The following is a 19,539-nucleotide window of genomic DNA, read 5'->3' as shown; positions in this document are numbered from 1 at the left end:
GGCTTCGGTCGGGAGTCATGCGGCTCGTTGTCATGCCGTCGTGACCTCGGCATCCGGGGTCGCGGCCGGGTGTGCGGCCACGGCGGTGCGGGTGTCCCGGAACCAGGCGAACAGGCTGGCCAGGACGCCGAGGACGGTGATGGCGGCGGCCACCGGGTAGATCCCGTGCAGGCCCATGCCGCTGTCGATGATCCGGCCGCCCAGCCAGGAGGCGAGCGCTGCCGCGAGCTGGTAGGCGGACGAGTTCACGGCGAGTGCCAGGGTGGGTGCCTCCGAGGCGGTCCCCAGCACCCGGGCCTGCGTGCCGGGGACGATCGAGAAGCCCAGGGCGCCGAGCACGAAGACCATGATCGCGGCGCCCACGGTGCCGGAGCCGACCGCCCACGCCACGGCGAGGGCCGCCGCCAGCGCGGTCAGCAGGCCGACCAGCGAGGGCATCAGCGCGCGGTCGGACAGCCAGCCGCCGCCGAGGTTGCCCACGGTCGCGCCGACGCCGTAGACGAGCAGCAGCACCGGCACCGTGTCGGCGGTGAAGCCCGCGAGGTCGGTCAGCAGCGGGGCGAAGTAGGTGAACACGATGAGCAGGCCGGCGTTGCCGACGACGGTCATCAGGATGGCCATCTGGACGGGGGACTTGCGCAGCACCCGCAGCTCACCGAACGCCGAGGTGGAGGTCTCGTTGGCCACGGGAGGCACGAAACGGGTCACCATGAGGAAGCCGAGGGCGCAGATGACCGCGATCGCGACGAAGGTCGCACGCCAGCCGAAGCTGTGCCCGACCCAGGTGCCCAGCGGAGCGCCGAGGATCATCGCGAGGTTCATGCCCAGGATCAGCTTCGCCACGGTGGAGGCCGCCTTCTGCGGCGGCACGGTCGAGGTGGCGATGACGATCGCGTTGGCGAAGAAGGTCGAGGTCACGAGCGCCGTGACGACGCGTGCCGCGAAGGCCACGCTGTAGACGGGCGCGACCGCGGACGCCAGGTTGCCGACCACCGCGATCAGCAGCAGCACGAGGATCAGCGGCTTTCGCTGGTACCTGGCAGTGAGCGCCGTCAGGATGGGGCCGCCGAAGATCATCCCGAGGGCGTAGGCCGTCACCAGGAGGCCGGCCGCGGGGATGGACACGTCGAGGCCGTCGGCGACGTCCGGCAGGATCCCGGCGACCACGAACTCGCCGGTGGTGATGCCGAAGACGCACAACATGAGGGACAGGACACTGATGGGCATGGTCATCTCTCGAATCGGATTCGGGGGTACTCGGTCGGCCGGTTGCGGGTGAAGCGGTCGCGTGAGTGACGCGCGGTCGCGTGACCCGTGGTCGCGTGGGCTGGCTCACGGTCTGTCGTCGGTGCAGGCCTCCACGAAGGAAGCGACCCCGGCGGGGCTGGACAGCACGGCCCACATCGCCTCGGGGTCGTGGAAGCGGCTGATGAAGGCGTCCGCGATCCGCTTGTCCGCGGCCGCCCGTCCGAACAGCTCCTGGACGTGCGGCGGGGGCGGGGCCAGGAACGCGTTGCTCCACTCGACGACGTGCCGGGCGTGCTCCCACAGCCGGGCCGACGCCGCACGGCAGAACTCCTCGTCCAGTGGACCGTCCGCCTCGGCGATGAGCCCGGCCAGGGCGAAGGCCGTATGGGAACCGAGGTTGGCGCCCTGGGCGGTGAGCGGATCGTTGGTGATCCAGGCGTCGCCGACGGCCAGGGCGCACGTGCCGTCGGCGAGTCGGGCCCACCCCTGGCGGACCGCCGGAGCGACGCCGCCCTGGGCCAGCTCGCCCGGCGCGATCAGGCCGAACCGTTCGGTGTCGACGCGTTCGCGCAGGCTGGGCGCGAACTCGGCGAGCAGCCGCAGCACTTCGCGCCGGAAGCCGACCGGGTCGGCGTCGGCGTCCAGGTGGGCGGGCGGCTCCAACGGGCCGCCGGGGACCGCCTCGAAGGCCAGCACGTGCGCCGGGCCGAGGCGGGACAGGAACGGGATCCGGAGGATCTCGCCGGCGCCCGGCACGAAGTGGATGTCCAGCGTGTGCGGCGCGTCCTCCCGAATGCCCTGGTACAGGCCGGTGCACAGGACGCGCTGCGGCCCCGGGTACGGTGAGCGCGCCGGGTCCACCGGGAACAGCTCCCGGATGGACCGGTCGCCGTTGGCGACGACCACCAGGTCGTGCCGGCGGGCCGCCTCGTCCACCGCGACCGGGCCGATCCGCACGTCACCGCCGCGCAGGGTGAACTCCCCGAACAGACGCGGCAGGTAGAGCCGGAAGTCGACCACGCTCGCCGGCGGGTTCAGCGCCGCCGGGAACTCCAGCGGCCCGTGCTCACCCTGCATGGTGACCGCCCAGCCGTGTACCCGGGCGTCGTCGAACTCCCAGTCCCGCAGGCCGAGCGAGGCCTCCCGCTGCTGCGTCGGCGCGAACCGGGCCGGGAAGTTCCTCGGCCTGCCCGCGCCGAGTTCCTCGACGGTCTGCGCGGAGTACAGCGTCACCGGCACGTCGAGCTGCTGGAGGCGCAGCGCCAACTGCAGCCCGGAGATGCCGGATCCGATGATGCCGATGCCGGTGCCGGTCATCCCGTCACCCGCCCGGCGGCGGGGCCCGAACCCAGTTCGCCGGCCAGCCAGGCCAGGGTCTCCACGGTGTACCCGGCGGCCTCCGGTGAGGCCAGCGCCGAGACCGGGATCAGCATGGGCAACTGCATTCCCGCGTCGGCGAGTTCGCCGATCCGGTCGAGTACGGTCTGCCGGCTGCCGACGATCGCCAGGTCGTCGACGAGCGCATCCGGCACGACGGCCAGGGCCTGCTCGACCTGTTCGCGGGTCAGGCGGTGTGGCAGCAGGTGCGACAGCCCCCGGTAGGCCGCGCCGAACGGGTGCGGGACGCCGTGGGCACCCCACTGGGCGGCACCGGCGTGCAGCGCCAGGTACCGGATCACCGTGGACCGGGTCAGCTCCCGGGCCGCCGCGTCGGTCTCGGCCACGATGACCGGCACGCCGCCCGCGGCGACGATCCGGTCCGGGTCCCGGCCGGCCGCGTCGGCCGCTTCCCGTACGGTGGCCAGCCGGCGGGCGTACTCGGCCGGCGCCATCAGGTCCGAGGGGACCCAGCCGTCGCCGTAGCGGCCCGCGAGCGCGGTCATCCGGGGACCGCTGCCGCCCACCCAGACCTCGGGGACGGCTCCGCCGGGCGCGCGCAGGTCCATCACCGCCTGGTCCAGGGTGAAGAACTCGCCCTTGAAGTCGTGGGGTCCCTCGCCGTCGAAGAACAACCGAAGGATCTGCAGCGCCTCGTCGACCCGGCCCACCGTGCGGCCGGGGCTGATGCCGTACGGCAGGAGGTTCATCCGCGCGCCCCCGCCGATGCCGATGACGGGCGGGCGCTCGGTGAACTGGGCCAGCGTCAGGGCGGTCTGGGCGAGCACCGCCGGGTGCCGGCGGTGCGGGTCGGTGACCCCCACCGCCAGCCGGACCGAGCCGGCGCTCGCCGCGAAGTTGCCGAGCACGGTGGCGAATTCGAGCGACAGGTCCGGGGAGGGGAGCACCGAGGCCAGGTAGCTGAAGTCGGTGTCCCAGGCCTGGCGCGGAAACACGTTGATCAGGTGGTCGAACACGAGGAACGTGTCCATCCCCGCGGCGCGCGCGAGGTCGAGCAGCCCCCGCCCGCCCTCGACCGGCCCCACGGCGTCCCACGCCAGTCCTACTCTCATTCCCCGTTCCTCCTGCCAGTGATGTCGCTGTGGACCGCTGCTCGCGCGGGCAACCAGTGCTCGTGCGATGGACTCGTCGGTGCCCCACGGGCAGCGGCGGCGCTGCGTAGCCCGCTGCGGACGCCCGCCGCCGCTGCCCGTCCGTGCCGGGCGGGGCTCAAACGACCTCGACCCGCTGGAGGTGCCGCTGGGTCGGGCCGGTGAACGCGTTGCGCCCGTGGATGAGCGAGAAGTTGTCGGCGAGCAGGATGTCGCCCGCCTGCCAGTCGTGGTCGTAGCAGTACTGGGGGCGGTGCACCCGCTCGGCGAGCGAGCCGAGGAAGCCGTCCACCTCGGACTCGTCGACCCCGTGCACCTTGACGAACACCGGGTTCTTGTACGTCTCCGGCGCCAGCGGCTCGGCGAACCGCAGCACCGGCACGCCGGTGGCCGGGTGCTGGGCGACCAGCCCCTGGGTGACCTCGCCGCCGTAGTGCACGACCTTGTCGGTCGAGTAGGTCATGCTGACCCGGCTCCAGCGCGCCCGGTCCTCGTCGTCCGCGTCCTGGTAGACCCGCGACGTGTCGCAGAAGACGGTCTCGCCGCCCACGCCGGGCGTCGCGTCCAGGCACTGGAAGAAGAAGTAGCGCGGGTCCGCCTCGGCGAAGGCACCGTCCCAGTGGAACGGCACGTCACCGCTGCCGAACAGGTAGTTCCGCGGGTTCTCCTCGACGACCAGGTCGATGACCTCGCCGGCGTCCCACTTCAGGACCTCGCCCCACTGCCGGCAGTAGTCCGCGAGCTCCTGCTTGGCCAGGAGCTGGAAGCCGCGCAGCACCAGGACCCGCGACTCCTCGGTCCAGCGGCGCAGCGTCTCGACCGGGATGTCCTCGATCCGGGCACCGCCGCCGAGGGCCTGCACGACCCGGCCGAACGGGCGCAGCGGGGTGTGGATCAGCTTGGTGGTCTCGGTGGAGCCGCAGGGGTAGCTCGCGTTGGTGGACTGTGGCACCGAATTCACGGGATCGCCTTTCTCGGATGTGTTGGCCGCTGGGATGGGTGACCGCTAGGGCGTGGCGGCCGACGGCGGAGCGACGTAGTGGCTGGGGCGGCCGTTGCGCCAGACCACGGAGGCGTCGAGTTTCTCCGCGTCCCATTTCTTGACCAGCGAGAGGTTCGTGCCGTCGTCGAGGACGACGCCGTGCCACGGCGTCAGCCATTCGTCGCTGGCCCGCAGCAGCCGTACGCCGATCTTCTCGGAGTGCGGGGGCTGCGGGTGTATGGAGAGCCGTATCGCACGCGGGAACTGTTCGGCCACCACCGCGCTCCAGGCATTGCTGCGGCTGATGGTCCGGTAGGCGCGCTCCTTGGATTCGTTCCGCAGCGCGGTCCGCGAAACGGAGTCGCCCTTGACTCCGACGGCGTCCTCGAACATGAAGCGGTGGATCCCGTTGAAGAGGCTCCGGGCGTTGGGGTCGGTGCGCACGCTCTCCTTCAGGTCGTCGAGCGACGGCGCGTAGTCGAGTTCAAGCACCTGGCGCAGCTTCGGGTAGTCCGTCCCGCTGAACGCGTCGTCCAGTCCGTACAGGTCGAGCGAGGACCAGTTGGCCGTCTTGATCATCTCGGCCAGGCGCTGCCGGTATTCGGTCACCATGTCGTCCTCGACGCCGACCACGTCGCCGAACACGTGGCCGTCCGAGCAGATCGTGATCCGCGCGCCGGCGGGGTGGAAGTGCCTGATGTAGTCGCAGAGCCCCTGGAGGAAGCTCAACCCGAGGAACTCGGCGTAGTCCGGGATGCCGCCCAGCACCTTGGTCCGGTTCGGCGACTTCGCCGGGAACGCGGGCAGGACCAGGTGGATCGGCAGCGACCGGCGGATGAAGTAGGCCAGCTTGGCGCGGTGGGCCTCGCGACAGTCGTCACAGGGCGAGGTGAGACACTGCGCCCCTTCGGTGTTCTCGCCGTTCGTTCTCTCGCTCCGTCGGAAGTGGTACAGGAGGTTGACGATCTTGTCCGACAGTTCCGTTTCCGAAACTGTCGTGGTCGAGTTCGGACTCAAGGTGACTCCCCCGTGGAAGATGGGCGAACAGGGAATATTCCTTTCGCTCCGGCGCTGCCCGGTATTTCCCCGTCCGGGTGCGCCGGTATCGGCTTCGGTTCGCCCTCCGAGACGTAGGTTTTCACACCTCGGGAGCGCCCCGCAATGTCCGTTCGATTAGATTGGAATAACGGCCGATAAAGGAATGGTTATTGATCCGGATGAGGCCCGTGGGCGCCGGGTCGGGACGCACCGGGATATTCCCGGTGTCCGATTCCCGCCCCGGGCGGCCGCAGTCGGTTCAGTGCTGTCGGGCGAATCCCCGGCTTCACCGGAAACGCGGCACCGGGCGCGGATCGAGCAGCGGCGCCCAGCCCTCGTCCGAGTGCCGGTACGTCCACCGGGGCCCGCCGCGCACCAGGCCGTCCAGGGCCGCGAGCAGCCGCTCTACGTGCTCGGTGGTGGTGCCGAGGCCAACGCTGGCGCGCAGCGCCCGGCCGCCCCCGCCGCCCCCGCCGGCCCCGCCGGCCCCGCCCACCAGGGCGTGCACGGCCTGGTGGGCGCAGAACGCGCCGTACCGGATGCCGATCCCGTGCTCCGCCGCCAGGGCGGTGGCGAACAGCTGCTGGTCGGCCGGTCCGCCGGCCTGTTCCTCGACGGTGAACGACACGACGCCGATCTTCGGGTGGTCCGGGTCCCACATCCCGAGCAGGTGGACTCCGGGGATCTGCGCCAAGCCCTGCCGCAGTCGGGTGGCCAGCGCCTGCTCGTGGGCCGTGATCGCGTCCCACCGTGCCGTCAGGGTGTCGCAGGCGACGGCCATCGCGTAGGCGCCGACCACGTTCGGCGAGCCGGCCTCGTGCCGGTGCGGCAGGCCTGCCCAGGTGACGGTCTCCTCGCCGGCCTCCTCGGCCACCAGCGCGGTCGCGCCGCCGCCGGCCAGGTAGGGATCGGCTTCGGCCAGCCAGGCGCGCGCCCCCACCAGAGCGCCCGCGCCGAACGGGGCGTACAGCTTGTGGCCGGACAGGGCCACCCAGTCCACCCCCAGCGCGGTCACGTCCAGCGGCCGGTGCGGTGCCAGCTGTGCGGCGTCGAGTACCACCCGCGCGCCGTGCCCGCGGGCCACCTCCGCCAGTTCGGCCACCGGCCACACCTCGCCGGTGACGTTGGAGACGCTGGTCAGCACCACCAGCCGTGGGCCGTCCGGTGCGGCGGCCAGCGCGTCGTCGAGTCGGCGCAGCGCGTCCTCGGGCCGGCTCGGCACGCCGAGCCGCCGGAGTTCGGCCCCGCGCCAGGGCAGCAGCGCCGCGTGGTGGTCCGTCGAGAACCGGAACACCGAGGTACCCGGGGGTAGCGCGCGTCCCAGGAGGTTGAGCGCGTCGGTGGTGTTGCGGGTGAACAGCACCGCGGCGTCGGGCGTGGCCCCGACGAAGCACCGAACGGCCGCCCGGGCGTCCTCGTAGACCCGGGTGGACACCATGGAGGTGAAGCCGGAGCCCCGGTGGACGCTGCTGTACCACGGCAGCAGCCGGTTCACCCCGCGCTGGACGGCGGTGAGGCACGGAGCGCTGGCCGCGTGGTCGAGGTTGGCGTGGGACACGCGTCGGCCGTCGACCAGCGGGACGGATAAATCGGCGCCGACCACGCCGGGAATACACTCGGTATCGGAGTTCAAAAATGAGTCCATCTTCATGCCGGCCCCCGTGATTAGCACTTTGGCATGGTTTGCGTGGAACTGAGCGGACGAAAGTGAGCGGACGATTCCCCTTGTGTACCCCGTACGCCTTGCTCACTCGCGTGTGCTCTCGGGTGTCCGGTGTGACCGACGCCCGGACCCGAGGAATGGCTCCTACGGGTGGCTCGCCTCGCCGCCCCCGCGCTAGAGTGGAGACTCATGCTGTCATTTGCGCGCCGATTCGGTCAACGTTTCACTCATAAGGTATGCGCAAGCAACGGTAGATTAATCATTATGAATCATGGGGGGATGTCAGCCATGGACGACCCGACCGTTCACCAGCTGCGACTTCTGCTCACCCTGGCCGAGGAACTCCACTTCAAGCGCGCCGCCGAGCGCCTGTACCTCACCCAACCCGCCCTGAGCCAGCAGATCAGCGCACTGGAACACCGGCTCGGCGTACAGCTCTTCACCAGAACCAGCCGACGCGTCGAACTCACCGCGGCCGGCGAGTCCCTGCTCCCGGTGGCCAAGAAGGTCGTCACCGCGATGGAGCACCTGCGCAACGCGGCGTCCCGCACGAAGCTCGGCGACAGCCGCCTGCGCATCGGCGTCTGCGAGAACGTCGCCCCGCTGGAGGCGACGCGAGCCGTGCTCGGTGCGATCACCTCCCTCTACCCGTGCCTGGGCCCGGAGATCCGGATCTACGACTTCGCCGACCCGATCACCGCGCTGGAGAGCGGCAAGATCGACGCCGCGTTCGTCTACCTGCCCGTACCCGAGGGCTTCCACAGCCAGCCGCTCACCACCGAACCCCGCATGGTCTGCCTCGCCAGCTCGGATCCGCTGGCCGCCCGTTCCTCCGTCAGCCTGGCGGACCTCGCCGGCCACCCGGTCGTCAGCCTGGCCTCCGAGATGTTCCAGGAGGGCCGCGACTACTGGGCCGCCGCCCCCCGCCCCGACGGCACCCCCGTCCACTACACCGACCACCAGGTCAGCAGGTTCGAGTCCCTCCTGTCCGTCGCCTCCTTCGGCGGCGCGATCGCCTTCGTCCCCTCCGCCGCGGCACGCCTCTACCCCCGCCCCGACCTCCGTTACCTCCCGGTGGACGACCTCCCGGACTGCACCCTGGGCATGGTCTGGCCCGCCCCCGACCAGACCAAGCCGCACATCGCGGCCTTGCAGGACATCTGCAACCAACTCCGCCAACAGGGCGTCTTCCAGGGCGACATGCAGAGCCTCACGCGCCTCCTGGACATGGAGTCGGCCTACTGCTGACCGGCACCGCGGCACCCGCCGAAGCCGACCCAGGCATCCGCCCGACCGGTGCGCAGCCGCGCCGCCGGGCGCACCTGCTGGATCCCCGAGCAGACCGGCGTTCCTGCGGCACAACGGCGCCCCCACTCCTCGGGAGTCCCCGCACGGAGCTCCCGTGTGGTCGGGCGCTGTTACCGCGTCAGGAGTGCCGGGTCCTCGGCGAGGTCGGCGAGCAGGGCGTCGAGCTTGGCCCGGTCGACGGAGGGCATCACGAAGACGTGGACGTAGCTGCGCCGGGTGCTCTCGTCGCCCGGGACCATCAGCACGTCCTGCGAGGAGAGCGACCACTTGGCGACCAGCTCGGGGCTCGGCTTGCGGAACCGCACGGTCACGGCACCCGGGGTGCGGGCGGGCCAGAGCTCGACGCCGAGGTCCCGCTCCATGGCCGCCAGCCGGCGCTCCAGGTAGGCGGCGAGCTCCTGGGCCTCGCGGATCCGCTCCACCTGGTCCCGGTAGGAGTGGCGGGACAGGTGGTCCCAGAGGATCAGCGGCGAGAAGCCGTTGCGGGAGCCGGCGAAGGTGGTGTCCGGGGCACCGATGTAGTCCGGCTGGGACGGCGGCGAGATCTGGTACTTCACCTTCGTCATGTAGATGCCGCACGGCCACGGGGCACCGGCCCACTTGTGACCGCTCATCGCGATCGAGGAGACCATGTCCACCTCGCCGTGCCGCTCGGTGGGCAGCCGCAGCCCGAAGTCGAACTCCGGCAGCTCCACCTCCGGCGTCCAGCCGTACTCCTGCGGGTCCTGGGCGGCCAGCCGCAGGAACGGCGCGTAGCCCGCGCCGAGCGCGCCGTCCACGTGGATCCAGAAGCCGCGGCGCAGGTCGACCAGTGGTTCGCCGGTCCGCGGGTCGGTGCCGTAGACGACCTCGCGCCGGACCAGACCGTGCCGCTCGAAGATCGGCAGCAGGCGCTCGCAGACCGCGCGGACGTCGTCGTGGGCGCCCTTGAAGGTGCTGCCGAGGTTGAGGTTGACGAAGACCGGGTGGCCCTTGGCGGCGAAGAACTCGACCAGCACGGCAAGGGCGTCGACGTCGATCTCGCCCGGGCCGTCCCAGGACAGCCCGGAGGGGCCGGGGCGGGACGGGACCTCGGTGGGCCAGGTGCGCAGTCCGGTCACCGGGCCGACCAGCGGGCACTCGTCGGCGTACTTCTCCAGGCCGACGGCGTGGAAGGTCTCGACGCCGAGGACCCGGACGGCCTTGGCGAAGGAGTAGTGGGTGTCCTCGGAGTAGAAGGCCACCGGGTGGTGGGCGTTCGGGTTCCGCCGGTCGGGCGCGGCCTTGACGTAGCGCAGCGCGTCGAAGGGGGCGGTCGGCGGCTGGATGAGGGCCTTGCCGCTGAGGTAGTCCCGGGCGTTCCACAGGGCGTACATGTTGCCCTCGGTCGAGCCCATGGACAGCATGTAGCCCCAGTAGGACTCCGGGTCGGCCGGGTCGTGCGGGCGTTCGGCGCGCCAGAGCTTCGCGTAGTAGTCGAGGACGGCCCGCTCGACGACCTTGGTGTTGGGCTTGTAGCCGCCGCTCTGGAACGGGTCGCCGAGGTTGTTGATGTTGTTCGGCATGAACCGGGCCAGGTCGAGCGCGGTGCCCTGCATGTCCTGGGTCGCCTGGTAGCCCACCAGGTGCCGGCGCTTGCGGGTCAGGTACTCGTCGACGGCGTCGAGCGCGCGCAGCCGCTGCCCGTCGTCCAGTCCGCCGGCGGGGAGCGCGAAGTCGCGGCCGTCCAGCTCCGGGCCGGGGTCGACCGCGGTCGGGGCTGCGGACAGAGCTGCGGTCGGGGCTGCGGTCGGGGCGAAGGCGGCGGACGCGGTCGGGCTCATGGGCGGGGCGCTCCGGGGTTGCTGCGGACGGCGACGGACGTTCGTCGCCCGCGGCAAGGATGGAACTTTCGGGGGCTGCCGGGAAGGCCCTCCGAAGAACATTCGGTCCAGGCCCGCTCAGGTTTGCGGATCTGCGGAACCGGCTGCGATCCTGGCAGGCATGCCGAACAATCCGCAGGCACGGCGGGCGCCCGTCGACGAGGTGGACCGGGCCATCATCCGCGCCCTGGCCGACAACGCCCGCCTCCCGAACAACGCCCTGGCGGCCGCCGTCGGCATCGCCCCCTCCACCTGCCTGGCCCGGGTCCGGGCGCTCCAGGAGCGCGGCATCATCCGCGGCTTCCGCGCCGAACTCGATCCGGCCGCGATCGGGCTGCCGCTGCAGGCGATGATCTCGGTCCGGCTGCGCGCCCACACCCGCGAGCAGAACGAGAGCTTCCGTAGTACCGCGCCCGACCTGCCCGGGGTGCTGGCGGTCTTCCACATGGCCGGCTCGGACGACTACCTGCTCCATGTCGGCGTGGCGGGGCCGGAGGCCCTGCGCGACTTCGTGGTGGACCACCTCACCACCCACCCGGCGGTGGCCCAGACCCGGACCAATCTGATCTTCGAGCAGATAGCGGGCCGCCGCTACCTGGCGTCCGGGCGCTGACCGCCCGGGCGCCGACCACCCGCCGTCCCGCGGCTCAGGGCCCGGGAGCTTCGACGCCGCCGAGCAGGGCCCGGACCGTCGCGCGCGCGAACTCCGCCGGTCCGGCGGGGCGCAGGGCCTCGGGGGGAGCCTCGCCGGCGTAGAACACCTCCAGGAACGCGCGGTGGAAACAGGCGCCGATCAGCAGCATCGCGGCGGCGTCCGGGTCGACGTCGGCGGCGACGCGGCCCAGCCGCTGTTCGGCGCGCAGGTAGTCGGCCAGGTGCGAACTCACGTGCTGCGGACCGGCGTCGTCGAGCTTCCGGCGGTGGGCGGCGAGCAGTCCGGGGCTGGCGAGCAGCCCTCCGGCCATCGGGAAGGACTGCCGGTAGAACGGCACGGCGACCTCGACCACCGCTTCCAGGTGCCCGCGCACCGTGCCTTCCCCGGCCCGCGCGGGCAGTTCGGCGACGGCGTCGGCCAGGCGCGGGGCGCGTTCGCGCAGCACCCGGACGAAGATCTCCTCCTTGTCCCGGAAGTGCTTGTACAGCGCGGCCTCCGAGCAGCCCGCCTCCCGGGCGATCTCCTTCGTGGTGGCGCGCACCAGCCCCACCGTGCCGATCAGCCGGGCGGCGGCGTCCAGCACCCGCGCCCTGGTCAGCGCGGCTCCGGTCAGCGGCCGGTCCCCCTCCGTCAGGCCTGCGCCCAGGCCTTCGTGCGTGCCCTCGGTCGTCATGGCCGCCAGTCTACCTTGACAGGTGGGTGAGCACTCACTCACCATCGAGGGGAAGAAGGAAGTGAGCACTCACCCACCCCTGGGAGGGACCATGAAACTCGCCGTTCTGGGCGCCACCGGCGGCATCGGCCGCCACCTGGCCGCCCTCGCCCTCGCCGACGGGCACCAGGTCACGGCCGCCGTCCGGGACCCGGCACGACTGCCCGTCCGGCACGACCGGTTGACCGTGGTCAGGGCGGACGCCCTCGACCCGAAGTCGCTGGAGCCGGTGATCGACGGCGCCGACGCCGTGCTCTCCGGCATCGGCCAGGCCGTCCGGACGGATCCGCTCAGACCCGCCTCCACCTCCGCCCGGGCGGCGGCCGCCGCCATGACGTCCGTCGGAGTGCGCCGGATCCTCGTGGTCAGCGCCGCGCCACTGAACCGCACCGGCGCCGGGCAGCCCTACCTCGCCGCCAAGGTCTTCGGCCCCCTGCTCTGGGCGGCGCTCCGGGACGTGTACACCGATCTGGAGGCGATGGAACGCGTACTGGCCGAGAGCGACCTGGACTGGACGGCCGTCCGTCCGCCGCGACTGACGAACCGCCCGGGCCGGGGCCGCTACCGGCACGCCATCGAGGCCGGACCGGCCGGGGCCGCCGTCCCCCGCGCCGATGTCGCGCGGGCCATGCTGGACCTGGTCACGGACCGGGCGAGCTTCCGGCACGCGGTCGGCGTCAGCTCCTGACCAGGCGTCAGTTCCGAAGCCTGCACGCCGAACATGAAGGCACGATTCCTCCACGGATGTGTCCAGCGAGTGGAGCCGATCGGTCCGAACCCCTTGTCAGGCGCACCGTTCCTCCCTACCTTCGTGGTCCAGGAACCCCGGCCCCATCGGGCCCGCCGGTTCGCGACGGCCGCGATCCGCGGCGTCGCCATCGCCCGAGGCACGACCAGACCTGGAGGCGTCACATGCCCGCAACCATGATCGACGAGATTCGCGACGCAGGCCCGCTGGTGGTCGACGACGAGACCATCACCTTCGAGGACGACGACCGCGGTGACCACGAGGCCACGGCGTGCCTCGCGGACCCCTGGGTGACCGCCACCACCCGCTTCGCCTGCGACTTCAACTCCTGACGTGACCGGTTCCATCGCCGGCCGCAGCGGAGGGTCCGACGACACCTGGTCGTACCTGAACCACCCGCGGATGCCGGCGATGGAACACGGCTGGAAGCTGCACGTCTCCGCCCGCCCCGGCGAACTCGACGCCGTGGTCGCCCTCATCCTGCCGGTGCTGGCACGCCATGTCTGCCACGCCAAGTGGGCCCGCGACCCGGAGACCCTCCGGGAGCTCAACTCGGGCGCTTCCAGCGCCGGTTCGGTCGGGAAGGCGATCACGGTCTACCCCGCGCCCGGCACCGTCGTGACGCTCGCGGAGGAACTCGTCACCGTGCTGCGCGGGCGGGAGGGCCCGCCGGTGGTCAGTGACCGGCGGGTCGATCCCCGCTCCCCCGTCTACTACCGCTACGGCCCCTTCACCGGCGACTACCGGACCGGCCGCAGCGGGCGGCTCGAATCGGTGATGACCGGCCCGGACGGACAGCTCTTCGACGGCCTGGCCGGCGCCTCCTACCGCTGCCCGCCCTGGGCCGAGGACCCCTTCGAGCACCGGGGCCGCCCACCCACCGGCGCCGGACTCGGCGGTGGGCGCTACCTCGTCACCGGTGGCATCTCGCGCAAGCCGCAGGGCAACGTCTACCGTGCACTCGACCGGGCCACCGGACTGCCGGTGGTCGTCAAACAGGCCCGGGCCTTCGTGGCCGAGGACGAGTCCGGGGCGGACAGCCGAGACCGGCTGCGCAACGAGCGGAGGGTCCTCGGCGCGCTCGACGGCGTCACCGGGGCGCCCCGCGCACTCGACTACTTCCGCCACCGCTCGGACGAGTACCTGGTGATGACCGACTGCGGAGCACGGGACCTGCGACGGGCCGTGCAGCAGGACGGCCCGTTCCGGGACGGCGCGCTCCGGGAACTGGCCGCGCGGCTGCTGCGCGTCCTGGACGACGTCCACCGCCGGGGCGTGGTGATCCGTGACCTGAAGCCCGACAACGTCGTGCTGGACACCTCGCTCCGCTGCCGGCTGGTCGACTTCGGGATCAGCGCCCTGGACGGGGCCGCCCCGGACGGCTCGACGCCCGGCTACAGCGGGCCGGTGCGGCGCGGGGCCGAGGCGGCCGAGCCCGCCGACGACTACTACGCCCTGGGCGCGACCCTCTGCTTCGCCGCCACCGGTCTGGACCCGGTGCTCATCGACGCGGACCCCGCCGTCAACCGGGACCGCACCCTGGCGGGCCTCGACTGGGCACTGCCCGATGCGGAGCACCGCGCGTTCCGGTCGCTGGTCGCCGAGTTGACGAGCTTCGATCCGGTGGTGCGAGCCGCCGGCGCCGAGCGCCTCCGCGCCGGGGCGCCCTGGCCCGTCGCCGCCCACGCGCCCGCCAGCACGTCGGCGCCCCGGCGGCGGCTCCGCTTCGACGACGGGCTGCTGGAGGAGATCATCGGCCACACGACCGCGTTCTGCGTGGCCGAGGCCCACCGGATCGCCGATCCCGCGGCCGCCGCCCGCGCGGCCGTCCCCACCCCGATCGACGTCTACGGCGGCAGCTCGGGGCTCGGCATGGAACTCCTCCGCCACCCGCACCGGCCCGGGGTGCGCGCCGCCGTCGACGCGCTGGCGCACTGGACTGCGGCGCAGTCCAGGAACCTGTCTCCCGGCTTCTACTCGGGCCGTACCGGCGTCGACCTCTTCCTCGCCGAGGCGCACGTCGATTCGGCGGGCGCGGAGGCGGACGCCGACTCGGCGCCGAGCGTGTCGTCCCTGCCCCTGGCGGGGCCCGGCGGCGGACCACCCGAAGCGGATCTGATCGAGGGCGTCGCCGGGATCGGCGTCGGCCGTCTGCTGCTCGCCCGGCACGCCGCCGTGGGCGGTGACCGCGCACCCGCCCACCACACGCCCGCCCACCGCACGGCCACCGACCGCCGGCTCGCCGACCGGCACCTGGCCGTGGCCACCGCATGCGCCCGGATGCTGGCCGCCGGCACCGCCCGGCTGACACCCGCCGGCACCGGCCAGGCCGGCCGCGCCGCCCTGGGCGAGGGGCTGGCGCACGGCGAGGCCGGCATCGCCTACTTTCTGCTGGAATACGGCCACACGACCGGTGAGCCGACCGCGGTCCGCCGGGCCCGCGAGGCCTGCGCACGACTTGCCGCCGTCACCCCCGGCATCCTCGCCGCGTCGCTCGCCCCGGGAGCGACCCGCCGCTACGGCTCGTGGTGCCGGGGCCTGGCCGGGATCGGCGCGGTGCTGGTCCGCGCCGCCGACCGCCTGGCCGCGCCCGAGTACCTCGCCCTCGCCGAGCGGGCCGCGCGCCGCTGCGCCGAACTGGCGCCCCGGATGCCGCTGGTCACCCAGTGCTGCGGGCTGTCCGGGGTCGGCGAGCTGATGGTGGACGTCGCCGTGGCGTCCGGGGCCGAGGAGTTCTGGGACGCCGCCGAGACCGTCGCCGCGATCATCCTCAGCCGCAGCGGCGGCACCCCGTCCCGCCCGGTGTTCCCGGACACCGGCCTCACCCGCTCCTCCGCCACCTGGGCCGGGGGCTCCGCCGGGGTGCTCGCGTTCCTCCGACGGTTGCACGACCGGGGCGGCCCCCGGCTCGGCCTCCTGGACTGACCGGTCGGGGCGTTTCAGGACGTGCCGGCGCGGCAGACCGCCGGCTCGGCCGGGGACGGCTCCCGCGGACGGCACGGGTGTGGACCGCGCCGATCCGGGCAACCGCCCGACATGATGCTGATCAGGCCCCCGGGCGTCTACGCCCCCCAGGACGACACCGAGCTGCTGGCCTCGTGCGTGGACCGCGAGCGCCTGGACGCCTCCAGCCGGGTGCTCGACCTCTGCACCGGGACCGGCGCCGTGGCGCTCGTGGCCGCCCAGAAGGGCGCCCGGGTCACCGCAGTGGACCTGTCCGCCCGCGCCGTCGCCGCGGCCTGGCTCAATGCCCGGCTGCACCACCGCCGGATCCGGCTGCTCCGGGGCGACCTGCTGGCCCCCGTGAGGGGGCAGCGCTTCGATCTGATCACCGCGAATCCCCCCTACGTCCCGGCCCCGACCGACACGGACCGGCCGGGCCGCGGCGCCGCCCTGGCCTGGGACGCCGGGCCGGACGGACGGTTCGTGCTGGACCGGCTCTGCCGGCGGGCGCCCGCCCTGCTGCCCGTCGGCGGTGTGCTGCTGATCGTCCAGTCCTCGCTCGCGGACGTTCCCGCCACCGTGGCGGCATTGCGCCGGGCCGGGCTGGCGACCGAGGTGGCGGCCCGGCGGCGCCAGGCCTTCGGGCCGGTGATGACGGCGCGGGCCGCACTGTTCGAGCAGCGCGGGCTGATCCGGCCCGGCGAGTACGAGGAGGAACTGGTGGTGGTGCGCGGTGTCCGGGAGCAGTGACCGGGGCGCGACCCGGGTGACCGTCGTACCGGGCGGTCCGTTGTTGATCGAGGGCCCGGTCGAGGTGGTGCTGCCGGACGGCACGGTCAGGGCCGCCGAACGTCCGGTGGTGGCGCTCTGCGCCTGCCACCGGAGTCGGACCTATCCGTTCTGCGACACCAGCCACCGTCACCGCGCCCGCCGTCCGGGACGGGACTCAGCGGACTCGCAGGCCCACGCCCGCACCCGGGACTCCGACACCCGGCGGGAGCCGGAGCGGGACTCAGACGGGTTCGCCGGCCAGCGCTGAGCGCAGCGAGGTCCGCCCCGCGTTCCACCGGCCGAGCAGGTGCTCCCCGAACCGTCCGTCCACCACTCCCGCCGCTGCGATGCCGAACGCGATGTCCTGCTCCAACTCCGGTTCGGTCGCGATCAGTTCCTCGATCACCCCGCGCCTGACCAACTGCTCGTGGACGGCGTCCGCCTCGACGTGTTCGCGGTAGAACAGCGTGCCGTCCAGCCCCCCGCCGAGCCGCTCCAGGGCCTTGGCCAGTCGGGCGGAGCCGGGCGAGGAGGTGATCTCGATGACGGCGAACTGGCCGACGGCCGCGCCGCGCAGCGCCCGGTGCAGTCCGAAGAGCGTCATCAGGTTCACCACCGCCAGCGTCGGCGCGGGAACCAGGTCCAGGTAGTGGCCGTAGCCGGGGTCGAGGCCGAAGTCGGCCATCATCCTGGCGAACAGCAGGGTGTGCGCGCGGTCCGGCCGCCCGGCCCCGTACTCGTCGTACGCGATGGTCATCAGTGAGGCCTGGGCCGGCCCGTGGATCCTCGGCAGCACCCACAGCTGCGGGTCGGCCTCCTTGAGGTGGTAGATCGAGCGGTGCACCAGGTACTCGCGGGCGTGGGCGCGCTCGCCCTCGGCCAGCAGGAAGTGGGACGGCCCGGTGCCGTCCGGCGGCTCCACCAAGAGCCCCTCCAGTGCCTCCCGCAACGGCGGCGGGGACTCCACCTCGGCACGCACCGCGGCGAGGAAGGACTGCTCGAGCTGCCCGCGCAGACGGAGCAGTTCGGGCTCCCACTCCCACTCGGGGTGGACCCCGGGCAGGCCCCGGTCGTGCAGCTCGTAGCAGAGGTAGAGCGCGAGCTGGTGGTCCTCGCCCCACGGGTCGGTGAACGGGCCGGACGGCGCGACCAGCCGCCCGGCGCCGGGCGGCCCGGCCTCGGCCAGGTCCAGCACCGCCGCCGACAGCGGCCCGCGCGCCTCGACCGGGCTCGTCCTGCCCGGCTCCGTCCGCATCACGTCCGGCTCCCCGTCACCGTCGCTGCCCGTCGTCCCGCTGGCCATCACCGGCCTCCTCCCGTACGTCGCCATGATCCCGTCCCGGCGCGTGCCCCCGGGCCGTCGCGGCAAACCGGCCGTCGGGGTGGACCGGCCGCCGCGGCGGGGTGCCGCGGGCCGTGTGAGGAAGACCACCGGAGGGAGGAAGGAGCAGGTCAGGAGGGTGCGAGGGCCGTCCGGGAGGGGGTGTGACGGGGCCCACCGTTTGCGAACCCGCCCGGCACTGTGACCATGGACCACGCCGCTGCGGAACCCGGCGCCCGCGGCCATGGTCCGTGCACGACAGGTCGTGCGCCCGGACCGCACCGCCGCCGGTCCCGCCCCCCTTCGGTTTGTGAAACGTGCTGCCCAGATCCGTCCTGTCGCCGGTCGACCGGCGTAGTCTCCTGCCCGCCCAGCGATCCGCACCCGCCCGTCCGGACACCGCTGCTCCCCACACCGCCGCCGCGCACACCGCTGCGCCGACCATCCCTGCACCCACCACCGCTGCACCCGCCACCGCTGCACCGGCCCCCGGCGCGCCGGGCTCGCGCGCGCCCTGGCGCTCGCTGCGCCACCGCGGCATGCGCTGGTGGTCGGCGGCGAACCTGGTCTCGAACGCCGGCGCCTGGATGCAGCTGACCGTCCAGAACCTGCTGGTCCTCCAGCTGACCGGTTCGGCCACCGTCACCGGTCTGTCGCTCGCCCTCCAGGTGGCGCCCGGTCTGCTGCTCGGGCTGATCGGCGGCGCGGCGGTCGACCGGTGGCCGCGGAAGACCACCGCCGCCGTCAGCCAGGCGGCGCTGGCCCTGGTCGCCTTCGGCACGGCGGCGCTGGTGGCCCTGGGCGCGCTCAGCGTCCCCGTGCTGCTGGTGCTGGCCGTGCTCACCGGGCTGATCGCCACCGTCGAGGGCCCGGCCTGCGCCCTGCTGGGCAACGACCTGGTGCCCCGGGAGGACGTCCCGTCGGCGATCGCCGTGGGCTCGGTGGTGCACAGCGTCGGCCGGCTGGCCGGCACCGCCGTCGCCGGGGTCGCCGTCGGGATGTTCGGCATGGCGAGCGCCTACCTGGCCAACGGCCTCTCCTTCGTGCTGGTCGCGCTCGTCATCCCGTTCCTGCGACCGGCCGCGGACGCGGTCCCGGACACCGACGCGGGCCCGGCGGACGGCTCGGCCTCGGCGCCGGCCCGGCAGACCGTCCGGGACGGCATTGCCTTCTTCTGCGGCCGGCGCCAGCTGGTCGCGGTCGCCTGCCTCACCGGCCTGGGCTCGCTGCTCGGCCGCAACTACGGGCTCACCCTCGCCGCCTTCGTCAACGGGGCGCTGCACGGCGGCGCCCGGGAGTACGGGCTGATCGCCACGATCCTGGCCGTCGGCGGCACCGCCGGCGCGGTGCTGGCCGGCCGGCTGCGCAGTCCCTCCGTCCGGCTGGTGGCCGTGCTGACGGCGGCCGGAGGGGTGCTCCAGTGCCTCGCGGCGCTGTCGCCCACCCTGCTCGTCCTCGCCGTGCTGGTGATCCCGATGGCCGTCCTGGAGTCGCTGAGCGACACCGCCGTCACCACCGTCCTCCAGACGGACCCGCCGGCCCATCTGCGCGGCCGGGTCCAGGGGGCCTGGCGCAGCGTCAGCACCGTCTGGGGCCTGGCCGGTCCGCCGTTGCTCGGTGCGTCGATCCAGGCGCTCGGCGCCCGCGGCGCACTGCTGACCGGTGGTCTGCTGGTGAGCGGCACGGTGGGCGGCGCCGCCGCGCTGCGCCGCCGCTCCGCCGACCGGCCGGAAACCCTGGAACGGCTCAGTCCGGCCGTGTGACGGGCCGTGCGGGCGGGCGGTGGCGCCGGGCGGTGTTTCCGCCCGCCCGAACCGGGC

Annotated in this window: 17 protein-coding genes; 8 read left to right on the top strand and 9 right to left on the bottom strand. The window is 73.2% G+C overall.

Annotated elements, in window-relative coordinates:
• Positions 1-30: 30 nt before the first annotated feature.
• From ACZ4WV_RS16180 to ACZ4WV_RS16155, 6 genes are all read right to left on the bottom strand, one after another.
• Complete coding sequence (locus ACZ4WV_RS16180) at positions 31-1,233, bottom strand: MFS transporter (protein WP_465747024.1); 1,203 nt, start codon at positions 1,231-1,233, stop codon at positions 31-33.
• 99 nt (positions 1,234-1,332) lie between these two features.
• Positions 1,333-2,565, bottom strand: coding sequence for a styrene monooxygenase/indole monooxygenase family protein (locus ACZ4WV_RS16175; RefSeq protein ID WP_465747022.1), 1,233 nt, complete (start codon positions 2,563-2,565; stop codon positions 1,333-1,335).
• Positions 2,562-3,698: an LLM class flavin-dependent oxidoreductase gene (locus ACZ4WV_RS16170; RefSeq protein ID WP_465747020.1), complete on the bottom strand. Its 1,137-nt coding sequence runs from the start codon at positions 3,696-3,698 to the stop codon at positions 2,562-2,564. The genes ACZ4WV_RS16175 and ACZ4WV_RS16170 overlap by 4 nt, the downstream gene beginning before the upstream one ends.
• A gap of 157 nt (positions 3,699-3,855) precedes the next feature.
• Positions 3,856-4,698: a TauD/TfdA dioxygenase family protein gene (locus tag ACZ4WV_RS16165; protein ID WP_465747018.1), complete on the bottom strand. Its 843-nt coding sequence runs from the start codon at positions 4,696-4,698 to the stop codon at positions 3,856-3,858.
• A 45-nt stretch (positions 4,699-4,743) separates the two neighbouring features.
• The gene (locus ACZ4WV_RS16160) at positions 4,744-5,736 is read right to left on the bottom strand and encodes an L-tyrosine/L-tryptophan isonitrile synthase family protein (RefSeq protein WP_465747016.1); all 993 of its coding nucleotides are present in this window, start codon (positions 5,734-5,736) and stop codon (positions 4,744-4,746) included.
• A 307-nt stretch (positions 5,737-6,043) separates the two neighbouring features.
• Positions 6,044-7,408: an aminotransferase class V-fold PLP-dependent enzyme gene (locus tag ACZ4WV_RS16155; protein ID WP_465747014.1), complete on the bottom strand. Its 1,365-nt coding sequence runs from the start codon at positions 7,406-7,408 to the stop codon at positions 6,044-6,046.
• A 291-nt stretch (positions 7,409-7,699) separates the two neighbouring features.
• On the opposite strand from ACZ4WV_RS16155, the gene ACZ4WV_RS16150 reads away from it, so the two are divergent.
• The gene (locus ACZ4WV_RS16150) at positions 7,700-8,668 is read left to right on the top strand and encodes a LysR family transcriptional regulator (RefSeq protein ID WP_465747012.1); all 969 of its coding nucleotides are present in this window, start codon (positions 7,700-7,702) and stop codon (positions 8,666-8,668) included.
• Between the two features lie 170 nt (positions 8,669-8,838).
• On the opposite strand, the gene ACZ4WV_RS16145 is transcribed toward ACZ4WV_RS16150, so the two are convergent.
• Positions 8,839-10,530, bottom strand: a complete 1,692-nt coding sequence (locus tag ACZ4WV_RS16145) for a PLP-dependent aminotransferase family protein (protein WP_465747010.1) — start codon at positions 10,528-10,530, stop codon at positions 8,839-8,841.
• 160 nt (positions 10,531-10,690) lie between these two features.
• Between ACZ4WV_RS16145 and ACZ4WV_RS16140 the strand changes: the two genes are divergently transcribed.
• A complete protein-coding gene (locus ACZ4WV_RS16140; protein ID WP_465747008.1) occupies positions 10,691-11,182 on the top strand; it encodes an Lrp/AsnC family transcriptional regulator in 492 nt (163 codons plus the stop codon).
• A gap of 34 nt (positions 11,183-11,216) precedes the next feature.
• Here ACZ4WV_RS16140 and ACZ4WV_RS16135 read toward each other — a convergent pair whose 3' ends face one another.
• The gene (locus tag ACZ4WV_RS16135) at positions 11,217-11,897 is read right to left on the bottom strand and encodes a TetR/AcrR family transcriptional regulator (protein ID WP_465747006.1); all 681 of its coding nucleotides are present in this window, start codon (positions 11,895-11,897) and stop codon (positions 11,217-11,219) included.
• A 91-nt stretch (positions 11,898-11,988) separates the two neighbouring features.
• Between ACZ4WV_RS16135 and ACZ4WV_RS16130 the strand changes: the two genes are divergently transcribed.
• The 5 genes from ACZ4WV_RS16130 to ACZ4WV_RS16110 all read left to right on the top strand — a co-directional run bounded on the left by ACZ4WV_RS16130 (position 11,989) and on the right by ACZ4WV_RS16110 (position 16,666).
• A complete protein-coding gene (locus ACZ4WV_RS16130) occupies positions 11,989-12,624 on the top strand; it encodes an NAD(P)-dependent oxidoreductase (RefSeq protein ID WP_465747004.1) in 636 nt (211 codons plus the stop codon).
• A gap of 224 nt (positions 12,625-12,848) precedes the next feature.
• A complete protein-coding gene (locus tag ACZ4WV_RS16125; protein WP_465747002.1) occupies positions 12,849-13,016 on the top strand; it encodes an SflA family class IV lanthipeptide in 168 nt (55 codons plus the stop codon).
• Between the two features lies 1 nt (position 13,017).
• On the top strand, positions 13,018-15,609 hold the full coding sequence (gene lanL / locus ACZ4WV_RS16120) for a class IV lanthionine synthetase LanL (protein ID WP_465747000.1): 2,592 nt from the start codon (positions 13,018-13,020) through the stop codon (positions 15,607-15,609).
• Positions 15,610-15,720: 111 nt separating this feature from the next.
• A complete protein-coding gene (locus ACZ4WV_RS16115; protein ID WP_465746998.1) occupies positions 15,721-16,377 on the top strand; it encodes a HemK2/MTQ2 family protein methyltransferase in 657 nt (218 codons plus the stop codon).
• Positions 16,361-16,666, top strand: a complete 306-nt coding sequence (locus ACZ4WV_RS16110; RefSeq protein WP_465746996.1) for a CDGSH iron-sulfur domain-containing protein — start codon at positions 16,361-16,363, stop codon at positions 16,664-16,666. The genes ACZ4WV_RS16115 and ACZ4WV_RS16110 overlap by 17 nt, the downstream gene beginning before the upstream one ends.
• On the opposite strand, the gene ACZ4WV_RS16105 is transcribed toward ACZ4WV_RS16110, so the two are convergent.
• The gene (locus tag ACZ4WV_RS16105) at positions 16,640-17,701 is read right to left on the bottom strand and encodes an iron-containing redox enzyme family protein (RefSeq protein ID WP_465746994.1); all 1,062 of its coding nucleotides are present in this window, start codon (positions 17,699-17,701) and stop codon (positions 16,640-16,642) included. The two genes, ACZ4WV_RS16110 and ACZ4WV_RS16105, sit on opposite strands and share 27 nt — an antisense overlap.
• 461 nt (positions 17,702-18,162) lie before the next feature.
• Here ACZ4WV_RS16105 and ACZ4WV_RS16100 point away from each other — a divergent pair, with 461 nt between their 5' ends.
• Entirely contained in the window at positions 18,163-19,482 is a 1,320-nt protein-coding gene (locus ACZ4WV_RS16100; RefSeq protein WP_465747240.1) for an MFS transporter, read from the top strand.
• Positions 19,483-19,539 lie beyond the last annotated feature (57 nt).

The organism is Kitasatospora sp. NPDC029312, from assembly GCF_055569215.1.
The sequence above is the reverse complement of the archived record's forward strand: the minus strand, read 5'-3'. Positions and strand labels throughout refer to the sequence as shown.